The sequence below is a fragment of the Mycobacterium sp. D16R24 genome, assembly GCF_002013385.1.
GTDB lineage: Bacteria > Actinomycetota > Actinomycetes > Mycobacteriales > Mycobacteriaceae > Mycobacterium.
In genome coordinates this window covers 19,004-40,719 of sequence record NZ_MAEV01000009.1, presented here as the reverse complement: position 1 = coordinate 40,719, position 21,716 = coordinate 19,004, and the positions used below count along the sequence as shown (strand labels likewise).

Annotated in this window: 23 protein-coding genes; 12 read left to right on the top strand and 11 right to left on the bottom strand. The window is 64.1% G+C overall.

All coding sequences use genetic code 11. From position 1 onward, the window contains the following. The first annotated feature begins 142 nt into the window (after window positions 1–142). The 4 genes from B4383_RS07435 (at window position 143) to B4383_RS07420 (ending at window position 2,956) form a co-directional block, all read left to right on the top strand. Window positions 143–490, top strand: coding sequence for a DUF3263 domain-containing protein (locus tag B4383_RS07435; protein ID WP_078290225.1), 348 nt, complete (start codon window positions 143–145; stop codon window positions 488–490). A 73-nt stretch (window positions 491–563) separates the two neighbouring features. Beyond that, on the top strand, window positions 564–1,028 hold the full coding sequence (locus B4383_RS07430) for a LytR C-terminal domain-containing protein (RefSeq protein WP_078290226.1): 465 nt from the start codon (window positions 564–566) through the stop codon (window positions 1,026–1,028). A 63-nt stretch (window positions 1,029–1,091) separates the two neighbouring features. Next, window positions 1,092–1,811: a superoxide dismutase family protein gene (locus B4383_RS07425; RefSeq protein WP_078290227.1), complete on the top strand. Its 720-nt coding sequence runs from the start codon at window positions 1,092–1,094 to the stop codon at window positions 1,809–1,811. Between the two features lie 8 nt (window positions 1,812–1,819). Then, window positions 1,820–2,956, top strand: coding sequence for a glutamate--cysteine ligase (locus tag B4383_RS07420; RefSeq protein WP_078290228.1), 1,137 nt, complete (start codon window positions 1,820–1,822; stop codon window positions 2,954–2,956). On the opposite strand, the gene cysC is transcribed toward B4383_RS07420, so the two are convergent. From cysC to B4383_RS07405, 3 genes are all read right to left on the bottom strand, one after another. Then, window positions 2,938–4,848 carry an adenylyl-sulfate kinase gene (cysC, locus tag B4383_RS07415; protein WP_078290229.1) on the bottom strand — a complete coding sequence of 637 codons (1,911 nt, stop codon included), beginning with the start codon at window positions 4,846–4,848 and terminating at the stop codon, window positions 2,938–2,940. The genes B4383_RS07420 and cysC overlap by 19 nt on opposite strands. Beyond that, window positions 4,848–5,801, bottom strand: a complete 954-nt coding sequence (gene cysD / locus B4383_RS07410; protein WP_078290271.1) for a sulfate adenylyltransferase subunit CysD — start codon at window positions 5,799–5,801, stop codon at window positions 4,848–4,850. The genes cysC and cysD overlap by 1 nt, the downstream gene beginning before the upstream one ends. A gap of 170 nt (window positions 5,802–5,971) precedes the next feature. After that, window positions 5,972–6,838, bottom strand: coding sequence for a helix-turn-helix domain-containing protein (locus B4383_RS07405; RefSeq protein WP_139360615.1), 867 nt, complete (start codon window positions 6,836–6,838; stop codon window positions 5,972–5,974). 164 nt (window positions 6,839–7,002) lie between these two features. On the opposite strand from B4383_RS07405, the gene B4383_RS07400 reads away from it, so the two are divergent. Genes B4383_RS07400 through dtd form a run of 5 tightly spaced genes read left to right on the top strand, consistent with a single transcriptional unit; the run spans window position 7,003 to window position 11,918 of the window. Then, a complete protein-coding gene (locus B4383_RS07400) occupies window positions 7,003–8,175 on the top strand; it encodes a DUF1214 domain-containing protein (RefSeq protein ID WP_078290231.1) in 1,173 nt (390 codons plus the stop codon). Beyond that, window positions 8,175–8,960, top strand: coding sequence for an SDR family oxidoreductase (locus B4383_RS07395; RefSeq protein WP_078290232.1), 786 nt, complete (start codon window positions 8,175–8,177; stop codon window positions 8,958–8,960). Before B4383_RS07400 ends, B4383_RS07395 begins: the two co-directional genes overlap by 1 nt. A gap of 16 nt (window positions 8,961–8,976) precedes the next feature. Continuing rightward, window positions 8,977–10,152, top strand: a complete 1,176-nt coding sequence (locus B4383_RS07390; RefSeq protein WP_078290233.1) for a sulfotransferase — start codon at window positions 8,977–8,979, stop codon at window positions 10,150–10,152. Between the two features lie 28 nt (window positions 10,153–10,180). Then, entirely contained in the window at window positions 10,181–11,485 is a 1,305-nt protein-coding gene (locus tag B4383_RS07385; RefSeq protein ID WP_078290234.1) for an FAD/NAD(P)-binding protein, read from the top strand. Between the two features lies 1 nt (window position 11,486). Then, entirely contained in the window at window positions 11,487–11,918 is a 432-nt protein-coding gene (gene dtd, locus B4383_RS07380) for a D-aminoacyl-tRNA deacylase (protein WP_078290235.1), read from the top strand. 1 nt (window position 11,919) lies between these two features. Here the strand turns inward: dtd and B4383_RS07375 are convergent, their stop codons facing one another. Further along, on the bottom strand, window positions 11,920–12,351 hold the full coding sequence (locus tag B4383_RS07375; RefSeq protein WP_078290236.1) for a hypothetical protein: 432 nt from the start codon (window positions 12,349–12,351) through the stop codon (window positions 11,920–11,922). A 61-nt stretch (window positions 12,352–12,412) separates the two neighbouring features. After that, a complete protein-coding gene (locus B4383_RS07370) occupies window positions 12,413–13,612 on the bottom strand; it encodes a Rieske 2Fe-2S domain-containing protein (protein ID WP_078290237.1) in 1,200 nt (399 codons plus the stop codon). A gap of 150 nt (window positions 13,613–13,762) precedes the next feature. On the opposite strand from B4383_RS07370, the gene B4383_RS07365 reads away from it, so the two are divergent. After that, a complete protein-coding gene (locus B4383_RS07365) occupies window positions 13,763–14,284 on the top strand; it encodes a gamma carbonic anhydrase family protein (RefSeq protein WP_078290238.1) in 522 nt (173 codons plus the stop codon). Between the two features lie 5 nt (window positions 14,285–14,289). On the opposite strand, the gene B4383_RS07360 is transcribed toward B4383_RS07365, so the two are convergent. Further along, a complete protein-coding gene (locus B4383_RS07360; protein ID WP_078290239.1) occupies window positions 14,290–14,778 on the bottom strand; it encodes a nitroreductase family deazaflavin-dependent oxidoreductase in 489 nt (162 codons plus the stop codon). 122 nt (window positions 14,779–14,900) lie between these two features. Between B4383_RS07360 and B4383_RS07355 the strand changes: the two genes are divergently transcribed. Beyond that, a complete protein-coding gene (locus tag B4383_RS07355; protein ID WP_078290240.1) occupies window positions 14,901–16,253 on the top strand; it encodes an FAD-dependent oxidoreductase in 1,353 nt (450 codons plus the stop codon). 61 nt (window positions 16,254–16,314) lie between these two features. On the opposite strand, the gene B4383_RS07350 is transcribed toward B4383_RS07355, so the two are convergent. From B4383_RS07350 to B4383_RS07335, 4 genes are read right to left on the bottom strand one after another with little or no spacing between them, the layout of a single operon-like run. Next, a complete protein-coding gene (locus B4383_RS07350; protein WP_078290241.1) occupies window positions 16,315–16,716 on the bottom strand; it encodes a nuclear transport factor 2 family protein in 402 nt (133 codons plus the stop codon). After that, window positions 16,713–17,909, bottom strand: coding sequence for a thiolase domain-containing protein (locus B4383_RS07345; protein WP_139360608.1), 1,197 nt, complete (start codon window positions 17,907–17,909; stop codon window positions 16,713–16,715). The genes B4383_RS07350 and B4383_RS07345 overlap by 4 nt, the downstream gene beginning before the upstream one ends. 2 nt (window positions 17,910–17,911) lie before the next feature. Further along, on the bottom strand, window positions 17,912–18,979 hold the full coding sequence (locus tag B4383_RS07340; protein ID WP_078290243.1) for a thiolase domain-containing protein: 1,068 nt from the start codon (window positions 18,977–18,979) through the stop codon (window positions 17,912–17,914). Then, complete coding sequence (locus tag B4383_RS07335) at window positions 18,979–19,977, bottom strand: OB-fold nucleic acid binding domain-containing protein (RefSeq protein ID WP_139360607.1); 999 nt, start codon at window positions 19,975–19,977, stop codon at window positions 18,979–18,981. Before B4383_RS07335 ends, B4383_RS07340 begins: the two co-directional genes overlap by 1 nt. Window positions 19,978–20,054: 77 nt before the next feature. On the opposite strand from B4383_RS07335, the gene B4383_RS07330 reads away from it, so the two are divergent. After that, window positions 20,055–21,086, top strand: coding sequence for an LLM class F420-dependent oxidoreductase (locus tag B4383_RS07330; protein WP_078290272.1), 1,032 nt, complete (start codon window positions 20,055–20,057; stop codon window positions 21,084–21,086). A gap of 5 nt (window positions 21,087–21,091) precedes the next feature. Here B4383_RS07330 and B4383_RS07325 read toward each other — a convergent pair whose 3' ends face one another. Then, complete coding sequence (locus B4383_RS07325; protein WP_078290245.1) at window positions 21,092–21,709, bottom strand: LON peptidase substrate-binding domain-containing protein; 618 nt, start codon at window positions 21,707–21,709, stop codon at window positions 21,092–21,094. Window positions 21,710–21,716: the final 7 nt, after the last annotated feature.

The window sequence follows — 21,716 nt, the reverse complement described above, 5'->3', positions numbered from 1 at the left end:
CGCGCGGGGTTGGCTAGCCGCAGTTGCGGTTTGAGCGTGGTTAAATATCGCCGAACCACAGTGTTGTAGTTTTTGGTGTTGCAGTGAACGCGATCGATCGACAGACAAGACAACGAACGCCCCGGTTGGGTCAGGAGCTTTTATGGACGGCGCCCAGGCGCGAGCTGAGCAGTCAAAGGCTGCAGACGCTGGTCAGGACTCGCCTGTCGTCGGCTCGGACGGAGTCGAGATTGCGGCCGGTCTGAGTCGGCGCGAGCATGACATCCTGGCCTTCGAACGGCAGTGGTGGAAGTACGCGGGTTCCAAGGAAGACGCCATCAAGGAGCTGTTCGGCATGTCGGCCACCCGCTACTACCAGGTGTTGAACGCCCTGGTGGATCGTCAAGAGGCCCTGGCAGCCGACCCGATGCTGGTCAAACGGCTCCGCCGACTGCGCGCGAGCCGTCAGAAGGCCCGCGCGGCACGCCGCCTGGGGTTTGAGGTCACTTGATGGTCCCGGTGGGGAGTCGGCGCTAGCCGGCTGAATAGGTGCTGGCGCCCACGGACCGTATTGTGGATTCACGATGAACGAACGCGTACCCGATTCTCATGGCCTGCCGCTACGTGCCATGGTGATGGTGCTGCTGTTTCTCGGCGTGATCTTCCTGCTCGTCGGCTTCAACGCCCTCGGATCCGATAAGTCCGCGTCATCCGACTCGACGTCAACGTCGGTCAGCGCCGCCGCAGCCCCCAAGTCGACGACACCGCCTCCCGCCCCGAAGCCCGAGGTTCGTGTCTACAACACCACCTCAGTGCCCGACCTGGCGCGGGGTGCCGCCGATCAGGTCGCGGCCGCCGGCTGGAAGGTCGCCGAAGTAGGCAACCTGCCCATGCCCGAGGTGAACGTAACGACCGTCTTCTTCGGCAAGACTGCCGGAGAAGAAGAAGCCGCCCACGAAATCGCCAAGGTGCTCGGCGTTCAGGCCGCACCGCGTGCACCTGAGCTCGTCGAACAGCCGCCGGGTGTCGTGGTCGCTGTCGCCATCTGATTGATCTGACGGATCAGCACTGCGGGTCTACCACTGGGTGCTACGCGCTGCAGGAGAGATGGCATGATGAGGCCCATGGTTAAGCCCGCCGTTCTCGCCGCCGGAACCCTTGCTGCCGTTGCCTTGTCCCTGAGTGGATGCTCCCCGGACCAGCCGGCCAGCACCACGCCGGGCACCACGCCTCCGGTGTGGACAGGTTCCACCGCGCCGTCGAGTGCGGGCGAGCACGGCGGTCATGGAGGCGGCGAGCGGCCGATCCCGTCGGGCGAAAAGCTCAATGCCACGCTCAAGCTCGCCGACGGCACCCCGGTGGCGACCGCGGAGTTCGTTTTCCAGGACGGGTTCGCCACCATCACGGTGAAGACCACGGAGAACGGCAAGCTCACCCCCGGGTTCCACGGGCTGCACATTCACTCCTTCAAGAAGTGCGACCCGAACTCCACCGCGCCGACCGGCGGCACCCCGGGTGACTTCTTGTCCGCTGGCGGACATTTCAACGTGCCCGGATACACCGGTCATCCGTCCAGCGGTGACCTGGTGTCGCTGAACATCCTCAAGGACGGCTCCGGTGAGCTGGTTACCACCGCGGACTCGTTCACCAAGGAGGATCTGACCGCCGGCAACGGCACCGCGATCATCATTCACGAGAAGGCGGACAACTTCGCCAACATTCCGCCGGAGCGGTACACCCAGGCCAACGGCACCGCGGGCCCCGATGACACCACGAAGTCGACCGGCGACGCAGGCAAGCGTGTGGCCTGCGGTCTCATCGACGCGGGCTAGCCGCTAGGGTGGCCCGTCCGATTGAATTTCGCGGGTCACCGCGGCCCACGCTGGGGGTGGAGTGGGAGTTCGCGCTCGTCGACGCCCAGACCCGGGACCTCACCAACGAAGCCTCCGCGGTGCTGGCGGCGATCGGTGAGAATCCGCACGTTCACAAGGAGCTGCTGCGTAACACGATCGAGGTGGTGACGGGCATCTGCGGGACCGTCGCCGAGGCGATGCAGGACCTGCAGGCAACCCTTGCGACGGTGCGACCGACCGTGCGCTCGATGGGTATGGAGTTGTTCTGCGCCGGTACCCATCCCTTCGCCCGTTGGTCGGCGCAACAGCTCACCGATGCGCCGCGGTACGACGAGCTGATCGCCCGCACGCAATGGTGGGGGCGGCAGATGCTGATCTGGGGCGTGCACGTGCATGTCGGTGTCTCCTCTAAGCACAAGGTGATGCCCATCGTCACATCGATGCTCAACTACTACCCGCACCTTTTGGCGCTGTCGGCGTCCTCCCCGATGTGGGAGGGGCAAGACACCGGGTACGCGAGTAACCGGGCCATGATGTTCCAGCAGCTGCCCACCGCCGGTCTGCCGTTCCACTTTCAGACCTGGGAGCAGTTTGAGGGCTTCGTCGATGATCAGATGAAGACCGGAATTATTGACCAGCTCAACGAAATTCGTTGGGATATCAGGCCTTCACCGGCGCTGGGTACGGTCGAGGTTCGGATCTTCGACGGGATTTCCAATGTCGCCGAACTCGAGGCGCTGGTGGCGCTGACCCATTGCCTGGTGGTGGACCTGGATCGAAAGCTGGAGGCGGGGGAATCCCTGCCCACCATGCCGCCCTGGCATGTGCAGGAAAACAAATGGCGCAGTGCGCGTTACGGCCTCGACGCGGTCATCATCCTGGACGAGGACAGTAACGAAAGATTGGTGACCGAAGACCTCGACGACCTACTGACGCGACTGCAACCCATCGCACGGCTGCTGGAATGCGAGACGGAACTGGCCGCCGTGGAGGAGATCTACCGCCACGGCGGCTCCTATCAGCGCCAGCGGCGCGTGGCCGAAGAGCATGACTGCGATCTGGGTGCGGTGGTGGACTCGGTGGTCAACGAGTTGGAGCCCGAGCGCTACACCGACAGCCAGTAGTCCAGAATCGCCGCGGCCTGCTGCTCCGGGTTCCCTTCCGCGTGATCGTCTGGGCGCAGCACCAGCTCGGCCTCCTCGGGCGCCTCGTAGGGTGCGTTGACTCCGGTGAAGTCGCTGATTTCACCGGCGCGCGCCTTGGCGTACATGCCCTTCGGGTCGCGCTGCTCGCAGATCTCGACCGGGGTGTCGACGAACACCTCGACGAACGGCAACCCGGCCACTTCATGCTGGGACCGGATCTTGTCTCGATCGGCTCGATACGGACTGATGAGCGCGGCCACTGCGACAACGCCGGAGTCGGCAAGAATCTGAGCGACGGCACCGACGCGGCGTACGTTCTCGGCGCGGTCGGCCGCGGAGAACCCGAGGTCGGCGTTGAGACCGTGTCGCAGATTGTCACCGTCGAGTCGATAGGCAGGGATGCCCATCGCCACCAGCCGTCGCTCCAATTCGACTGCTACGGTGGACTTCCCGGAAGCGGAGAGCCCCGTGATCCATATTGTCCCGCCCTTGGTGGAGCGTTCGTCGCGTGAAACCGCGGACGAGTGCCAGACCACCTTGGATTGGTGCAGTGTCGGGCCGGAGATCATGCCTGCCGCCACAGTGTTGTTGGTGGCCTCGTCCACCAGGATGAAGCTGCCCGTGGTCCGGTTGCGCCGGTAGGGGTCGAACATGATCGGCCGCTGCAGCCGTAGCTGCACGCGTCCGATCTCGTTGAGTTTCAGCTCCTTTGCCTCCTGGTCGCGATGCAGGCTGTTCACATCGAGCCGGTAGTCAAGCCCGGCGATGGCCGCCTTCACGGTCGAATTGGCATGCTGCATTACAAAGCGCGATCCCTCGGACAGTGTGGACACATCCGTGAACCAGCACACCATGGCATCGATCTGCGCACCGACCAGCGGCCGGTTGTTGGGACGGCAGAGCATGTCGCCGCGGCCCAGGTCCAGCTGGTCGGCCAGTTGCACGCTCACCGCGCTACCGGCGAATGCCTCGTCTACAACGGACCCGCCGGGGCCCCAGATCGCTGACACCGTTGAGGTGAAACCAGATGGCAGAGCGACGATCTCATCGCCGGGCTTGAACACGCCGCTGGCGACCGTTCCGGCCACGGCCCGGAAGTCGTGCAGATCGGTGATCTGCTCGGCACCGGGTGCCGCCGCACCGCCCTGCGGGCGGATGACGTATTGGATGGGGAATCGTGCGTCGATGAGGTTGCGGTCCGACGAAATATGCACCTGCTCAATATGATGCAACAACGACGGGCCCTCGTACCACGGTGTGTTGGTGGACCGGGTGACGATGTTGTCGCCGAGCAATGCCGACACCGGAATGACCGTGAGGTCATGCAGCTCAAGTTTGGTGGCGAATCTGCGGAACTCCTCTTTGATTTCGTCGAATCGCTGAGGCGACCAGTCGACCAGATCCATCTTGTTGATGCACAACACCACGTGCTCCACACCGAGCAGTGACGTGATGAACGCGTGTCGGCGGGTCTGCTGGGTCAGGCCGTTACGGGCATCGACGAGAATGATCGCCAGGTCAGCGGTCGAGGCGCCGGTCACCATGTTGCGGGTGTACTGCTCGTGCCCAGGCGTATCGGCGATGATGAATTTACGTACGGGCGTGGAGAAATAGCGGTGTGCGACATCGATCGTGATGCCCTGCTCACGTTCGGCGCGCAGGCCGTCGGTCAGCAGTGCCAGGTTGGTGTGTGTTTCACCCTTGGCCTTGCTGCTGGCTTCTACGGCGGCAAGCTGATCGGCGAAGATCGACTTCGAGTCGTACAGCAGGCGGCCGATGAGGGTGGACTTGCCGTCGTCGACGCTGCCCGCGGTGGCGATGCGGATGAGCTCCTGGGCCGGCTCGGTGGTTTCGATGGCATGCACGGACATCAGAAGTAGCCCTCTTTCTTGCGGTCTTCCATACCGGCCTCGGAGATCCGATCGTCGGCGCGGGTGGCTCCCCGCTCTGTGATGCGGGTGGCGGCAACCTCTTCCACCACCGCGCTGGCGGTCGTCGCGACGGATTCGACGGCTCCCGTGCAGGTGGCGTCGCCGATGGTCCGGAACCGAACCGACTTCTCGATAAGCTGCTCGCCCGGTTGCAGGCTAAGGAACCTGGTGTCTGCCAACAGCATTCCGTCGCGCTCTACCACGTTGCGCCTGTGCGCGTAGTACAGCGGCGGCAGCGTGATGTTCTCCAGTTCGATGTACTGCCAAATGTCCAGCTCGGTCCAGTTCGACAGCGGGAAAACCCGGATGTGCTCACCCTTGCGGTGGCGGCCGTTGTAGATGTTCCAGAGCTCTGGGCGTTGCGCGCGGGGGTCCCACTGGCCGAATTCATCGCGGAAGCTGAACACCCGCTCCTTGGCGCGGGCCTTCTCCTCGTCGCGGCGCGCGCCGCCGAACACGGCATCGAAGCGGTGCTCGTTGATGCTGCGCAACAGGGTCGCGGTCTGCAGACGGTTACGAGTGGCGCCTGGCCCGGTCTCCTCGACGACGGCGCCAGAGTCGATGTCGTCCTGCACGCTGCCGACTTCCAGCCGCAGGCTGTAGCGGCTGACGGTTTCGTCGCGGAAGGCGATGACCTCGTCGAAATTGTGCCCGGTGTCGATGTGCATGACGGGGAAGGGCAGCGGGGATGGCCAGAACGCCTTGGCCGCGACGTGCAGCATGACCACCGAATCCTTGCCGCCAGAGAACAGCAGGACGGGTCTTTCAAAGGTTGCTGCAACCTCCCGGAATATGTAGACCGCCTCGGCTTCCAGGGCGTTCACGTGCGATAACTCGTATGACTCGGCTGGTGATGAGCCTCTTGGGCGAAGAACATCTGGCGATGTCGGCATTTCCACAACTCCATTCGGTCCAAATATGTACCATATCGGTTCGTATTCGGTCCAGCTCACAGTAGAACGTGTTCTCGTTGGGTGTCAATGGGATGCACGCACGAAACCGCCGAGTGTGGCGGTGGTGCGCACACTCGGCGGAAGGCGGGGGAAGGCGAGAGGGGGTGACGTCAGGCGGGCTTGGTGCCGCCGATGTGTTCGGTGATTCCGTCCGCGGTGCTTACGAGCGCCTTGGCTCGGGTGGTGATCTCCGCGTCGGTGAGGTCGTCGCCGATGTAGAGGCTCGCGACCATTGCCTGCTTGCCATTGTGGTCGTAGACCGGCGCCGACATTACGTTTACCCGGTGGCGCACCTTTGCCCCCGATCCGACGGTGTAGTTCTCGCTGCGCAGGTACACCCGCTCTCCGATGCCCGAGACGATCTCCCCGAGCAGCGCGCGCAACTCGTTGGGGATGTCACCGGGCACCCCGGCCATAAGCGAGTACAGCTGTCGGCCGGCGGGTGTCAGTAGTTCGACGAGATAGCCGTCGGCGCGACATTCCTCGATCACCTTGCGCAACCGGTCATCCGCGGTGCGGCCGGGCGCGGTCGGGTCCTTGGCCAGCCAGGAGGTGATGGTGTCATCGGTATCCCAGAGCACGAACATCAGGCCCACCGGCGGAGTGAACGGATAGCTCTGGCCGACCTCGACCCGCACGGGGTGGTCGGGGTCGCTGACCACTTCCAGCACGGTCACCCGATCGCTGACCACCGCGGACAACGCCGCGGTATGTCCGAATTCTCGCGTCAGCATGAGCAATTGATCCCGGCTCGCCGGTTTCGCGCGCAGCGACTCCTGGGCTGCTCTACCGACGCGAATGAGCGCGGGACCCAGGCTGTACGTTTTGTCGCGGTCGTCCCTGATGAGATACCCGGCTTCGGTCAGGGTGGCCACGATGCCCAGGCAGGTGGGCTTACTGAGATCGAGGCGACGTGCCAATTCGGAGAGCCCGAAGCGTTCGGTGCGGTGCTGTGCCATGAAGTTGAGTACGGCCATCACGCGTTCGGTGGGCGGGGACGTCCTGCCTCGATCTTCGGCCAACGTGAAACCTCCTGTGCCGCTGTGCGGTTCCTGGCATTCTTGACGTACCTGGGCGCAGCGCTCTACTGTCGGGGAGCATTCTACCACTGCGGTACAAATTTGTACCAGTCAGGAGCGCCATGTACAGCGAGGCATTCACGTCCGCGATCGCGGAAGCCGAGGAGCTGATCGTCGCGGCACCCCACATCGACACCGAAGCCGATCTGCTTGAGGGGCTCCAGTATCTGGCGCAGGGGATTGCGGCCTGCGTGCATATGGCCTTTCACACCGACCGCGATCACCCGTTCCTGCTTTCCGGCACGGGGCCGTTCACGAAGATGGGGTTGGATAACCCCGACACCCTCTACTTCGGTGCTCGCGTCAACGGTGAACACGAGTACGTGGTCACCGGAAAGCGTGGCACCACTACCGATTTGAGCTTCCAGGTGCTTGGCGGCGGTGACTACACCGACAAGAATGTGCCCGGCAGCGCCATCGCCTTCGATGATCGCCAAATCCACATCGAGAGTGACGGCAGCTTCGAGGTTCGTTTTGGCCCAGGGCCGGTCAGCGAGTCTCGGCCCAACTACTTCACCCTCGGGCCGGGGCCGGCGCAACTGGTCATGCGCGAGGTCTACAGCGACTGGCGTCAGCAACGCGGCAGTCTTGCCATCGCGCGGGTGGATACGGCAGGCACGGCGCCTGCCCCGCTGACGAAGGAACAGATCGAAAAGCGTTATGCGAGTGCGGGTAGACAGCTGGTCAACCGAGTCAAGACGTGGTTGCAGTTCCCCAAATGGTTCTACGACAACCTGCCTGTCAACACCATGACCGAGCCGCGGCTCACTCCCGGTGGTCTGGCCACCCAGTTCTCCTCGGTGGGGCACTATGACCTGGCCGACGACCAGGCGATGATCATCACCGTTCCCAAATCCGATGCGCCGTACCAGGGTTTCCAGCTCGGAAGCCTCTGGTACATCTCGCTCGATTACATCAACCATCAGACCTCGCTGAACTCGAGCCAGGCTCAGATCGACCCGGACGGCAACATCCGGATGGTGGTGAGTAGTGCCAATCCCGGCGTTACCAACTGGATTGAGACTCTGGGGCACCGACGTGCGTACCTTCAGTTCCGGTGGCAGCGCGCCGACCGGCAGCTCACGGCCGACGATGGCCCGACGGTCGAGGTGGTCGCGATCGGCGATGTCCCCGCGAAACTGCCGCACTACGCACTGAATCAGATCAGCTCGGAGGGCTGGTGCAGCCGTATCGCCGAGCGCCAGACCGCCATCGGCGCAAGGATGTTGGGCTGATGAGTCTCCTCGATTTCGCCGGCAAGGTTGTCGTCGTATCCGGCATCGGCCCCGGTCTCGGCGCCACATTGGCCACCAAGTTCGCCGCGGCCGGCGCGGATGTCGTTCTCGCGGCACGCACGCAATCGCGCCTCGACGAGGTGGCCGAACAGATCACCAATACCGGACGCAGGGCCCTCACGGTGGCCACGGACATCACCGACGAGGCCAGCGTCGCCTATCTTGTCGAACGTGCGACCGAAACCTTCGGCGGCGTTGATGTTCTCGTCAACAACGCCTTCAGCATCCCGTCGATGAAATCCTTGGAGAAGACGGACTACCAGCATATTCGCGATAGCGTCGAACTCACCGTGGTCGGTACGCTGCGGCTGACGCAGAAGTTGGCCGCAGCGCTCGCCCAATCGAAGGGCGCGGTGGTCAACATCAATTCGATGGTCATCAGGCACTCGCAGATCCGCTATGGCAGTTACAAGATCGCCAAGGCGGCGCTGCTGGCCATGTCCCAATCGCTGGCCACAGAGTTGGGGCCGCAGGGAGTTCGGGTCAATTCAGTGGTGCCCGGTTACATGTGGGGCGAAAACCTCAAGGGCTACTTCGAACACCAGGCCAAGAAGTACGGCGGCACCGTCGAACAGATCTACGAGTACACGGCGGCGAACTCCGATCTCAAGCGGCTGCCGACCACTGACGAGGTGGCGAACGCCGTGCTGTTCCTCGCGTCGGACCTGGCGAGCGGCATTACCGGCCAGGCCCTCGATGTCAACTGCGGCGAATTCCACGCCTAGCCACAAGGAGATCAGTATGAGTTTTGACAAGAACTCTGAATCGAACGCCCAACGCACCAGCGTCGGCACCGTCGACGACCTACACGAGTCGGCCACCCGGCTCATCGGTCTGGATGACTTCGGGGACGGGTCTGTCGACAACTATCGCGAAGCGCTCGGAGTGCTGCTGGACTCCTATCACAGCGAGGCCGGGCTGACTCCGTTGGGCTCCAAGATGTCTCGGGTCTTCCTGCGCGGCGCATTGGGGGCACGGTTGCTCAGCGAGGCTGCGTTCAAGGCACATCCCGATCATGCGCAGGTGGCGATCGATCGGCCCATCTTCGTCACCGGCCTGCCTCGTACCGGCACCACCGCGCTGCATCGCCTCCTCAATGCCGACCCGATGCATCAAGGGCTGGAGATGTGGCTGGCCGACTTCCCGCAGCCCCGGCCGGCCCGCGACACCTGGGACACCAACCCCGTGTACCAGCAGCTGGAGGAGCAGTTCTCCAAGCACCATGTGGAGAACCCGGAATTCATGGGCCTGCATTACATGTCGGCCAGCGAGGTCGAGGAATGCTGGCAGCTGTTGCGGCAGTCGGTGCATTCGGTGTCCTATGAATGTCTTGCGCATGTGCCCACCTATGCCCAGTGGCTGTCCCAGCAGGACTGGACACCGGCGTACCGGCGTTACAAGGCCAACCTGCAGCTGATCGGTCTCAACGACATCGAAAAGCGTTGGGTGCTCAAGAACCCGAGCCATCTTTTCGCCCTCGATGCGCTCATGGAGGTGTACCCGGACGCGTTGGTCATCCAGACACATCGCCCGGCCGAGACCATCATTGCCTCGGTCTGCTCGCTCAACGAGCATGCGACGGCGGGCTGGTCAGAGACCTTCGTGGGTGCCACTCTCGGCGCTGATCAGCTGGACACGTGGGCCCGCGGCCTGGAGTCGTTCAAGTCCGCGCGTACTAAGTACAACGAGGCACAGTTCTGCGATGTCGACTACTTCGACTTCATCTCCGACCCGATTGGCACCGTCGAATCCATCTATCGACACTTCGGACTGGAGCTGTCGGCGTCCGCGCTGGTCGAGATGCAGAAGATGAACGATGAGAGCCAAAAGGGCCCGCGCGCACCCAAACACGTCTACTCGCTGGCCGACTATGGGCTGAGCAAGGAAGCGGTGGTGGAGCGCTTCGCGGGGCTGTGATGTTGGTCTTCGCGCAAGCGGCTCATCGATGATCCATGTCGCCGTCGTCGGTGCTGGCGCGGCGGGAACGATGGCTGCCCTACATCTGCTGCGGCGCAGGGACTCCCGGGCGCTGCGTCTGACCGTGATCGACCCCGACGCGCGTACCGGGCCAGGAGTTCCCTATCGCACCACCGATCCGCGCCATCTCCTGAACGTTCCTGCGGGCAGGCTCAGCGCCGATGCCAGCGAGCCCCTGGATTTCGTGGCCTGGCTGGGCGGCAATGGCCTACCGGGCGCGGGCCCCGAGGATTTCGTTCCCCGGGGACTGTTCGGACGTTATCTCTCCAGCGCCTTCGACGGAGCGCGCGGCGATAGGGTCACCCGTGTTCATCGCCGCGCGGTTGCGGTAGCGACGCACGGCCGCGGACTCGCGGTCACCCTGTGCAACGGCGGGCGGGTGCGCGCTGACGCCGTGATTCTCGCGGCCGGGCCCAATACTCCCGGAACCTCCTGGGCGCCAAAATGGTTGCGTGATAGTGCCCTGTTCGTGAGCGACCCCTGGCGCTCGGGTGCACTCGACGGCCTTCCTGAGGACGGCGATCTGCTGCTCGTCGGTACAGGTCTGACGATGGCCGACCTCACCTGCACACTGCGGCGGCCGGACCGTGTCGTGCACGCGATCTCCCGCAGCGGGCTGCTGCCACGAGCGCATCGACTGGATCCGTCGTCGCCGGTGCCCGCCCCTGCCTTCACTATCGATAGCGGGCAGGTGCTCGAGCGTTCCGTGCGCTATGTCCAGGACATGATCGCCCAGGGTGGCGACGCGTGTGTTGCCGTGGACGCGCTGCGCCCCCATGCCGGGGCGCTCTGGGCGGCCATGACCGACGATGAGCGGTCCCATTTCCTGCGAAAGTACCGCAGGCTGTGGGATATTCACCGCCACCGGATGGCACCGCGGACCGCCGCTCAGGTCGATCGGTACCTCGGTGACGGGGGGTTGCGGCTCCATTGTGCGGAGTTGGTGAATACCGTTGCCGCTGGCACCGGAGTCCGGGTGATGTTGTCGACGGGCCAGGTCCTCGATGTATGTGCGGTGATCAATTGCACCGGGCCGCAATACGACATCACCGCCGCCGCCGATCCGCTGTGGGGCCAACTCCTCGCTGACGGCTTGGTGAAACCCGGGCCACTGAACCTCGGATTGGATACCGACGCCGAAGGTAGGCTTCTTCCGGGGGTGGTGCCGATGTGGACACTCGGTCCGCTGCGGCGCGGAAATCTCTGGGAGACAACGGCATTTGCGGAGATCAGGGCGCAGGCGGAGCGATTGGCGGCGCTGATAGGGTCGTAACGTGCGTGTTCTGGTGCAGCGAGTCGCCTCGGCGTCAGTGTCCGTGGACGGGGCGGTGGTCGGCTCGATCCGCCCCGAAGGCCAAGGACTGTTGGCGCTCGTGGGTGTCACCCACGATGACGATGCCGGCAAGGCCGCGCAACTCGCAGAAAAACTTTGGCAACTGCGCATTCTCGATGATGAGAAGTCCGCTGCCGACCTCGGTGCTCCGATACTGGTGGTCAGTCAATTCACGCTGTATGCCAACACGAAGAAGGGGCGTCGTCCGGCGTGGAACGCGGCGGCGCCCGGAGGTGTCGCCGAACCTGTCGTGACAGCGTTCGCAGACGCCCTGCGGAACCTTGGTGCACACGTGGAGGTGGGGGTGTTCGGCGCGCACATGCAGGTCGAACTGATCAACGACGGTCCGGTGACCGTGCTGTTGGAGCTGTAGATTAGCCGTCCCCGGGCGGCGCTGCCGTGCAGATCTGGTCGAGGCAGCCCTCGGCGACTGCATGCGCGATGCTGTCGGATAGACGGGGGCACCCGCGCACCCGCGCCGTGTTGGTGCCCTCCTCACGCATCTGCGCGAAGAAGGCGCACCGCTCCGCCGCCGCGGTATTCCATTGCACAGCAGTGTGATTGAGACTGAGTTTCTTGACCATCACCGAGCCATGGCAGAACCGGCAGTCGACCTCCTGTAGGCCGGAAGTCAGGTACCGCTGCTTGTCGCTCTCGGTGGCCTCGTGTAGGAGTGCGGCCTGCTCCGGATCGTGTTCGAATGCGGGCGCCTTCGACCACTGGCCGTTCGGTCTGCCCGTCGGGGCATGGTCGTGATCGTCGTGGGCGCCATGCAAAGCCAGCATTGACTGAGCCAGCTCCTCCACGGAAGGCGGGCTGGTATTTTCCTCAGTCAAGGAAGACCCTGCTGAAACTTCGGTCATCGCACTAGCTTTGCGCCGCCTCGGCGGGAGCTTCGACCTCGGCTTGAGATTCTGCGGAAGCCTTTTCGTCCGCTTGGCGCTTCAGGTTCTCGTCGACCTCACCATGCCAGAACTCGTTGGCCTTGGTGGTGTCGATCTCGAGCTCGAAGCGGTCCGTCATCTCTGGAGTGACGTCGGCCTTGTTGACGTAGAACTGCGAGTACCAGCGGCGCATCTGGTAGACGGCGCCGTCCTCCTCGACCAGCAGCGGGTTGTCGATGCGGGTCTTGTTCTTCCAGATCTCGACGTCCTGAAGGAAGCCTTGTCCCACACCCTTGGTCATCGCGCGCGCGAGCTTGCCGGTCATCTTCTCGTCCATGCCCTCGGGCTTCTGGACGATGACGCCGTACTGTAGGACAAACGAGTTCTGGTCGATCGGGTAGTGGCAGTTGATCAGGATCGACTCTGCCTTGTAGCCGCCATAGTTGTTGTGCAGCCAGTTGATCATGAAGGACGGCCCGAAATACGAGGCCTCCGAATCCAGGATTTGCTCACCGGTGTACTGCGAAGAACCGCCCAACTGCACGTCGGGACGGCCGACGGTACGCAGATACTGCGAGGCGATGTGGCCCTCGAAGACGTTCTTGAAGAACGTCGGGAATCCGAAGTGGATGTAGTAGAAATGCGCCATATCGGTGACGTTGTCCACGATTTCGCGGCAGTTGGAACCCTCGATGACGATGGTGTTCCAGTCCCAGGTGGTCCAGCCGTCATCGGCGAACTCCGGAACCTCTGGAATCTCAACGTCATCCGTCGGACCGTTGCCCTCGGCGTCATGCCAAACGAACAGCAGACCGCTTTTCACGTCGGTGGTCCAGCTGCGGGTGCGGGCCAGCTTGGGCGTGCGCTTGGCGTAGGGGACGAGCTTGCACTTGCCGTCTCCGCCCCAGCGCCAATCATGGAACGGGCAGGCGACGTTGTCGCCCTTGACGGTTCCCTGGGACAGGTCGCCGCCCATGTGGCGGCAGTAACCGTCGAGCACCTTGATATCGCCCTGGGTATCGGCGAATACGACCAGCTTGGTGCCGAACGCGTCGATGGCGTGCGGCTCCCCGTCCCTGAACGACTCCGCGACGCCGAGGCAGTGCCAACCACGGGCATAGCGCGTCGGAAGCTCGCCGACGTCGATCTCGCGAACGCCGATTCCTGCGGTATCTGTGCTCATGGCGGGGCTGCCTCCAGTGTTTCGATGCTGGCCGCTGTGGCGACCATCTTCAACTAGAACAGGTTACAGTTTTGGCCCCCCGGAGCGCAAGAAATGTGCCTGCCACAAGCGGAAATAAGGTCTTTTAGGAAGGGTCGCTAGGGTGTTTCGATGCCTTTGTACTCACTCGACGGAAAAAGCCCGAGCGTCCACCCGGAGGCGTTTGTCGCGCCGACCGCCTGTCTCATCGGAGACGTCACAGTGGAAGCCGGCGCTTCGATCTGGTTCAACACGGTCATCCGCGCCGATTACGCCCCGATTGTGATCCGGGCGGGAGCAAACATTCAGGACGGGTCGGTGCTGCACAGCGATCCCGGGATGCCGGTAGACATCGGTGAGGGCGCGACAGTGGCGCATATGTGTCTGGTGCACAGCTGCACCGTCGGTGACGGCGCCCTGATCGGAAATCACGCGACGGTGCTCGACGGCGCCTCCATCGGCTCGCGCAGCATGGTGGCCGCGGGTTCCTTGGTGCTCGGTGGCACTCAGATCCCCGAGGATGTGCTGGTCATGGGTTCACCCGCTAAGGTCAAGGGGCCCGTCGCGGGCACTGCGGCGGAGTTCCTGACTAAGGGTGTTCCGGCCGCCTACCAGGCGCTGGGAACGCGTTATCTGGCCGGGTTGGACACGTAGCGGCGTTACGCCCGCCCCGGTGTCTTGGTCAGCTGCAGGCATTCGGGCACATGGAACACCCGCATCATCCGTAGCTCCTTGGCCGGGAGCTGCGACCGCACCTGCGCAGTGGGCACCACCCGAGGGTTGGCCAGCGTGAGTCGCTCGCCTGCGCGGAGTAATTCAGCGCCGCCCTGGGCGGTCACATTGCGCACCCAGTCGGCCGACCGCCCATAGGGCAGAAGGATCAGCACGGTGCCGTCTGCGGCGCCGAAGGCCTCCACCGGCGTTTCGTAGGCATGGCCGCTGCGCCTGCCGGCGTGCCGGATGACGGCCGTGGAGGTGGCATCGGTTCCGGCAGCGGACATGACCTTCGGGTTGGTCACGGCGCGGTTGAATCGTCGGATTGCGTTGAGAATCGGGCGGATCTGCAGGCGGATACCCGCGACGAGCAGAGCGAACAGGGCGAGGGGCACCACGACGACGGCACCGGCGACGATCAGCCCAATGACCACACGGCCAGGTTACTGAGATCCAGGCGGGGTGTGACTGGGATCTCTGGACGTGCGTCCCACTTTCTTTTGGATTCTTTTTAGGCTTGCCTTACCTAATCGATGTCCGAATCAAAGGGGATGGCATGAGGAAGATCCGAGTCGCGGTTATCGGCGCAGGTCCAGCCGGTATCTACGCCGCCGACATCCTCACCAAGGAGTACGAGCAGGCGCAGGTCGATGTGTTCGATCGGCTGCCGGCGCCCTATGGCCTGGTGCGCTACGGCGTGGCTCCCGACCATCCCCGCATCAAGGAGATCATCAAGGCGCTGCGCCGGGTATTCGAACGTGATTCGGGCAGTGTCAGATTTATTGGCAACGTCCACTACGGCACCGACATCAAGCTCTCGGATCTGCGGCGCTTCTATGACGCGGTGATCTTCTCGACCGGTGCGCGTGCGGACCGTGAGCTCGAGATCCCCGGCATCGATCTTCCGGAAAGCTACGGCGCCGCCGACTTCGTCTCCTGGTACGACGGTCATCCCGATGTCCCACGGGACTGGCCGCTGACCGCCAAGAGCATCGCCGTGCTCGGTGCCGGAAATGTGGCCCTGGACATCGCGCGCATGCTGGCCAAACCCGCCGATGAACAGCTCGGCACCGAGATCCCCGCCAACGTCTATCAGGGTTTGGCGCTCAACCAGGCGACCGATGTGCACGTCTTCGCGCGGCGCGGTCCGGCTCAGATCAAGTTCAGCCCCATGGAGTTTCGCGAGCTGTCCCACTCGCCGAGTGTGGACGTCATCGTGCATCCGGAAGGGTTTGAGATTGACGAGGGCAGCCAGCAGGCCATCAATTCCAGTAAGGCCACCAAGCTTGTCGTCGACACCATGATGAAGTACCTCGATCAGGAGCCCACCGGAGCTCCGCATCGCATCCACATCCACCTGTGCCAGTCGCCCGCGGCGGTGCTGGGAATCGACAGGGTGGAAGCCCTGCGTACCGAGCGCACTGAGCTCATCGGCGACGGAACTGTCAGGGGGACAGGCGAATACACCGACTGGCCGGTGCAGGCGGTCTACCGGGCCGTCGGGTACATCTCCTCGCATCTGGCGGATCTACCGTTCGACCACCACGCCGGGGTTGTCCCGCACGACGCCGGGCGGGTGCTCGATATCGATGGAATTCCGGTCGAATCGACCTATGTCACGGGCTGGGTCAAGCGCGGACCCGTGGGGTTGATCGGACACACCAAATCCGATGCCGCCGAGACGATTGCCAGCCTCCTCGCAGACCTCCCGGGTATTCAACCCGCCGAAATTTCCGACCCTGATGCGATTTTCGCGCATCTACGGGGAAGCGGGATTGACTACACCACCTGGGAGGAGTGGGAACGGCTCGATGCTCACGAGGTAGCCCTCGGCGAGGAACAGGGCCGCGAACGCATCAAAGTGGTACCGCGCGAGGAGATGATCAGCGCCGGGCGCCAGGCCTCTTAGCGCGAAGACATAAAGGCCCCCGTCGCCACGAGCACGGGGGCCTTTATGTGGATCTGCGGAGTTAGATCTTGCGCGCGGTCCCGGCGACCTTGTCGAATTCCCAATAGGCGCGCAACACGACGAGCTTGCCCTCGTCACTGGCCTCGTAGGTGAACACACCTTCGGCCGTCATCTGGTAACCGTTCATGGTGGTGACTATCCGGCCCACATTGGCCTGATGGGTGCCGCAATCGTAGGTGGCATCAAAGATGAAGTCGAGCTTCTCGGTGGGGGCGATGATGTTGTCCCAGAAGGCCGAAATGGCTTCCTTGCCGCGATGGCCCTTACCCTCGGGATCGAATGGCGACGGACCCACCGGATCCTGCACCACGCCGTCCTCGGCGAAGTTGTCGACCCAGGCCCGCTTGTCGCGGGCTTCGACGGCCGCGCGGGACCGCTTGCCTGCTTCGTCTGCGAGGCTCATGCCTTACTCCCATTCACTGCGGGCTTCTCTGCCCCTACGACCCACATCGAGTAGTACTGCGAGCCACCGCCGTATGCGTGACCCAATGCCTTCTTGGCGTCCGGTACCTGATGGTCACCGGCCTTGCCCATCACCTGGATGGCGGCCTCGGCGAACCGGATGAGGCCGGAGGCCCCAATCGGGTTAGAGGAGAGCACGCCGCCGGAGGCGTTGACGGGGATCTTGCCGCCGATGGCGGTCTCACCGGCTTGGGTCAGCTTCCAGCCCTCACCCTCGGCCGCGAACCCCAGGTTCTCCAGCCACATCGGCTCGAACCATGAGAACGGCACGTAGATCTCCGCGGCGTCGATCTCGTCGATCGGGCTGGTGATTCCGGCGTCGCGCCACAGTGCCGCCGCAGCATCACGTCCGGCTTGGGGGTTCACCCGGTCGCGTCCGGTGTAGTCGAGCGGTTCGGTGCGCAGCGCGGTGGCGTGCACCCAGGCGACCGTATGGCCATCGGCGATACGGCGATCGGCAGTCGCTTCGTCTCCCACGACGATCGCGCACGCGCCGTCCGAGGACGGGCAGGTCTCGTCGAACCGGATCGGGTCCCACAGCATCGGGGAGGCCATCACCTTCTCGACGGTGATATCGGGCTGCTGCAGGTGCGCCAGCGGGTTCTTCGCCGCGTTGAGCCGGTCCTTGACCGCCACGATGGCTCCGGTGTCCAGTGGGGCCTTGGAACGCTCGATGTATGCGCGCACGTGCGGAGCGAAGTAGCCGCCCGCACCGGCACCCACCGGCACGGAGAACGGCACCGGAATCGACAACGCCCACATGGCATTCGATTCGGACTGCTTCTCCCACGCCAGTGCGAGGACTCGGCGGTACTTGCCCGACTGCACCAGGCTGGCCGCGACCACACCGGTGGAGCCACCGACCGAACCGGCGGTGTGCACCCGGATCATGGGCTTTCCGGTCGCGCCGATCGCGTCCGCCATGAACAGCTCGGGCATCATCACGCCCTCGAAGAAGTCGGGGGCCTTACCCACGACAACGGCGTCGATATCGTCCCAGCCGACACCCGCATCGGCCATCGCCCGATCAATCGCCTCGCGGACAAGGCCATTCATCGAGACATCGTGGCGCTTGGCGACGTACTTGGTCTGCCCGGTGCCGATGACGGCAGCGAGGTTCTTGGATGCACCCACGATTACTTACCCTCCAGCACGGCGACCAGGTTCTGCTGAAGTACGGGCCCGCTGGTCGCGTGAGCCAGCACCCGCTGTGCCGAACCATTCCAGATATGTTGTGCGGCAAAGCCGATCCGCTCCAACCCGGCCGAGAACATCGGGTTGGCCACCAGCGCGCCACCCGAAGGGTTGATGGTCGTGGAGTCCTTGAGGCCGATGGCCTCGGCGAGGATCAGCTGCTGATGGCTGAACGGGGCGTACAACTCGGCCACCTCGATGGAGCCGGTGTCGCCGCCGGTCGCGGCGGCCGCCGACGCGGCTGTCGACGGAGAAGCCGTCAGGTCACGAGCGCCGAGTATCGGTGTCTCGATGCGATGCTCGAATCCGGTGATCCACGCTGGGTTTTCGCGCAGCTCGCGGGCACGGTCGGCCGAGGCCAGCACCATGATCGAGGCGCCATCGGAGATGGGCGCGATGTCGTGTTTGTGCAGTGGATCGGCGAAGTAATCGCGCGCCAGCAGCTCGTCGACGCTCGATGCCGGGGCCTCGGAGTCCACGCGCGCCGCGTGGCCGAAGGCGTCGAGGGCAACCTGTGCCATCTGCTCCTTGGTCCACTTGCCCGAGTCCAGGCCGAGTCGCGCCTGCAGTGCTGCCATGGACACCGAATCGGGCCACAGCGGCGCGACGGTGTACGGATCAGTTTGCAAGGCAAGGGCTCTGCGCAGAGTGCCGGCAGAGGACTTTCCGAATCCGTAGACGAGTGCGGTCTCGACCTGTCCGGTGAGGATCTTGATGTAGGCCTCGTACAGTGCCCATGCCGCGTCCATTTCCACATGGGACTCGTTGATGGGCGGTACCGCACCGATCGAATCGATCGCGGAGATGAACGAAAAGGCGCGCCCGGCGAGATAGTCGGACGACCCGGAGCACCAGAAACCGATATCTGACTTGGTGATTCCGAGGTCGGCGTAGATCTGCCGGAAACAGGGCACCAGCATCTCGACACCGTTGGTGGTGCCCTCGGTGCTGCGAACGTGCGGGGAATGGGCGAAGCCCACAACTGCTACTGCGGGGGCAGCGGAACTCATCAGATCCGGTCCTTGTAGGTCTCGTAGTCGGCGTCGGGTTCACCGGTGGGGCGGAAGTACTGGATGTTGTCGATCCCGTATCCCCACTCCTCCTTGGGTTTCCACACGGCCTCGACCCGCATGCCCATGCGGACGTCCGCCGGGTCGATGTCGTAGACGAGGTGCAGGAACGGAATATCGGCACCGTCGAGCAGTACATACGCGGCCACATACGGCGGCTTGATGCGCTGCCCGGGGAACGGGATGTTGATGATCGCGAAGGTGGTCACGACGCCCTTGTCAGCCACCTGCACCAGGTCGGAGGTGGGCTCGCCGGTCAGGGGATCCGCACCACGAGCCGGGAAGTAGACCCGGCCACCTGCGCCGGTGCGGCCGCCGAGGAGCTTGCCCTCGGCCAGCGCACGCAGGTAGGCGCTTTCTTCCGGGGAGGTGATGTGCTGAACTTCCAGCCGGATGGGGGTGACCTGCATGGTCACCGGCTCCTGATCAGATGCGGGAGCCGGAACGTCAACCGGCCGATCCCCGAGTGCGAAGTAGGCGATATCGGTGATCGCGCCGACGGTCTCGTCCGCCCACACCGCGTGTACGCGGGCACCGGTCTCGATTCCGGCGGAACCTGCGGCCCCGGTATCCACGGCGTGTAACAGCGCGGTGTCCGCACCGTCGAGTGTGATGAGTGCCCAGGCGAACGGCTTGGCGAGCGGCTGCCCTTCCAGTGGTTCGGGCTGCCACGACCAGGACTGAACCGTGCCCACACTCGACACCGGCACCATCTCAGTCAGTGGCGCGTACGTCACAGGGTCGTATTCGGCCGCGGGTACGTAAACCCGGCCGTCGCTGCCGCGGGTGCCGACAATCTGCCGATCGCGCAGAGCGGTGAAGAACTTGGAGAGGGTCGGTCCCACCGAACGGGTGTAATCAAAAGACAGTTCGAGGGGGGCTGAGAGGAGCGGCAGCGGGGAGGTAAGCCCGGTTGTGCTGCTTTGGCTGACTGTCACACCTCCGAGTAGAACAAGTTCTAGTTTTTTTCGCAAGGGTGGTGGTCGCGGCATATCCGGCCGGTTACAGTCGGGCCATGAAATTCGGATTGCAGCTGGGGTACTGGTCGGCCTCCCCGCCGGACAATGCGGCCGAACTGGTGGCCGCCGCCGAAGAGGGTGGATTCGATGCCGTCTTCACGGCCGAGGCCTGGGGTTCCGACGCGTACACCCCACTGGCCTGGTGGGGATCGGACACCAGCCGTATCCGGTTGGGCACCTCGGTCATTCAGCTTTCAGCGCGAACGCCGACGGCGTGCGCCATGGCGGCCCTGACTCTGGATCACCTCTCCGGTGGCCGCCACATCCTTGGGCTGGGCGTATCGGGGCCCCAGGTGGTGGAGGGCTGGTACGGGCAGCCATTCCCCAAACCCCTGGCTCGCACTCGTGAGTACATCGACATCATCAGGCAGGTGCTGGCCCGTGAGGCGCCCGTGCGCAGCGACGGCCCGCACTATCCGCTGCCGCTGACCGGAGACAAGGCCACCGGGCTGGGTAAGCCTCTCAAGCCGATCGTGCACCCGCTGCGCTCCGATATCCCCGTCTTCCTCGGGGCCGAGGGGCCGAAGAACGTCGCGCTGACCGCTGAGATCGCCGACGGCTGGCTGCCCATGTTCTACGCACCGCGGCTCGCCGACATGTACAACGAATGGCTCGACGAGGGCTTCGCGCGTCCCGGCGCCCGGCGCAGCCGTGCGGATTTCGAGATTGCCGCCACCGCGCAGGTCATCGTCACCGACGATCGCCGCTCGGTGCTCGATCAGCTGAAGCCGTTCTCCGCCTTGTACATCGGCGGCATGGGCGCGGTCGAACTGAACTTCCATGCCGAGGTGTATCGGCGCATGGGTTACGGCGAGGTGGTTGATGAGGTCACCGAGCTATTCCGCACCAATCGCAAGGACAAAGCGGCCGAAGCGATCCCGGACGAGCTGGTACTCGACACCACGATCGTCGGAACCGAGGCGGAGGTGCGTGAGCAGATCAAGGCGTGGGAGGCCGCAGGGGTCACCATGCTGGTGGTCGGTTGCCGGAGCGTCGAGCACGTCAAGCAACTGTCGGCACTGACGTAACAGCTCTAGCGCTGAACCTCGCGGAAGTCGAGCATCGCGGTGACGGTGTCGACGGCCTCGTTCAGCACTGCGCACCGCGTCGCCAGAGTCGGGGCGGCCAGTACGGCATGCCGGTCGGCCTGACCCATCGGTACGCGAGATGCCAATGCGTACAACCGCTTTTCGGCACCGCTCGGCAGTCCGGTGGCGATTGACCAGCGGCGGGGGAGCCGGACCTGCTGCGCGGTTGCCACGCGGCGCAGCAGGTTCTCGATACGTGCCTGCACCTCATTGAGGGCGCTCAACGGCAGTACCCGATCATCGAGTTCGTCGGGCCAGGGTTCGGTCTCGGCGCGCGGATACGGATCGTCATCGAGCCACTGGGTGATTCGTATCCGATGTGCGCCCTCGCAGCGCAACGCGAAGCGCTCCGCCCCGAGTGACTCGCAGTCAACGACCCGTGCGGCGGTCCCTACGTCATGCCGGATGTCTCCGCCACCGACCTCCCGGCCGCGGGCGATCAGAACGATACCGAAGGTGTGGTCGGCAGCCATCACGTCGCGGACCAGGGCGACATAGCGCGGCTCGAAGATACGCAGCGGTAGCGGCTCACCGGGCAGCAGTACCGACTGCAGCGGGAACATGGGCGTC

What these genes read in the sequence shown, in the direction of transcription:
- B4383_RS07350 (WP_078290241.1), bottom strand. Translation starts at nt 16,716, where the DNA reads ATGAGCCTCGCAGACGAAGCAGGCAAGCGGTCCCGCGCGGCCGTCGAA.
- B4383_RS07330 (WP_078290272.1), top strand. Translation starts at nt 20,055, where the DNA reads ATGAAATTCGGATTGCAGCTGGGGTACTGGTCGGCCTCCCCGCCGGAC.
- B4383_RS07325 (WP_078290245.1), bottom strand. Translation starts at nt 21,709, where the DNA reads ATGTTCCCGCTGCAGTCGGTACTGCTGCCCGGTGAGCCGCTACCGCTG.
- cysC (WP_078290229.1), bottom strand. Translation starts at nt 4,848, where the DNA reads ATGTCCGTGCATGCCATCGAAACCACCGAGCCGGCCCAGGAGCTCATC.
- B4383_RS07355 (WP_078290240.1), top strand. Translation starts at nt 14,901, where the DNA reads ATGAGGAAGATCCGAGTCGCGGTTATCGGCGCAGGTCCAGCCGGTATC.
- B4383_RS07370 (WP_078290237.1), bottom strand. Translation starts at nt 13,612, where the DNA reads ATGAGCACAGATACCGCAGGAATCGGCGTTCGCGAGATCGACGTCGGC.
- B4383_RS07430 (WP_078290226.1), top strand. Translation starts at nt 564, where the DNA reads ATGAACGAACGCGTACCCGATTCTCATGGCCTGCCGCTACGTGCCATG.
- B4383_RS07405 (WP_139360615.1), bottom strand. Translation starts at nt 6,838, where the DNA reads ATGGCCGTACTCAACTTCATGGCACAGCACCGCACCGAACGCTTCGGG.
- B4383_RS07395 (WP_078290232.1), top strand. Translation starts at nt 8,175, where the DNA reads ATGAGTCTCCTCGATTTCGCCGGCAAGGTTGTCGTCGTATCCGGCATC.
- B4383_RS07390 (WP_078290233.1), top strand. Translation starts at nt 8,977, where the DNA reads ATGAGTTTTGACAAGAACTCTGAATCGAACGCCCAACGCACCAGCGTC.
- B4383_RS07425 (WP_078290227.1), top strand. Translation starts at nt 1,092, where the DNA reads ATGATGAGGCCCATGGTTAAGCCCGCCGTTCTCGCCGCCGGAACCCTT.
- B4383_RS07385 (WP_078290234.1), top strand. Translation starts at nt 10,181, where the DNA reads ATGATCCATGTCGCCGTCGTCGGTGCTGGCGCGGCGGGAACGATGGCT.
- B4383_RS07340 (WP_078290243.1), bottom strand. Translation starts at nt 18,979, where the DNA reads ATGAGTTCCGCTGCCCCCGCAGTAGCAGTTGTGGGCTTCGCCCATTCC.
- B4383_RS07435 (WP_078290225.1), top strand. Translation starts at nt 143, where the DNA reads ATGGACGGCGCCCAGGCGCGAGCTGAGCAGTCAAAGGCTGCAGACGCT.
- B4383_RS07365 (WP_078290238.1), top strand. Translation starts at nt 13,763, where the DNA reads ATGCCTTTGTACTCACTCGACGGAAAAAGCCCGAGCGTCCACCCGGAG.
- B4383_RS07400 (WP_078290231.1), top strand. Translation starts at nt 7,003, where the DNA reads ATGTACAGCGAGGCATTCACGTCCGCGATCGCGGAAGCCGAGGAGCTG.
- cysD (WP_078290271.1), bottom strand. Translation starts at nt 5,801, where the DNA reads ATGCCGACATCGCCAGATGTTCTTCGCCCAAGAGGCTCATCACCAGCC.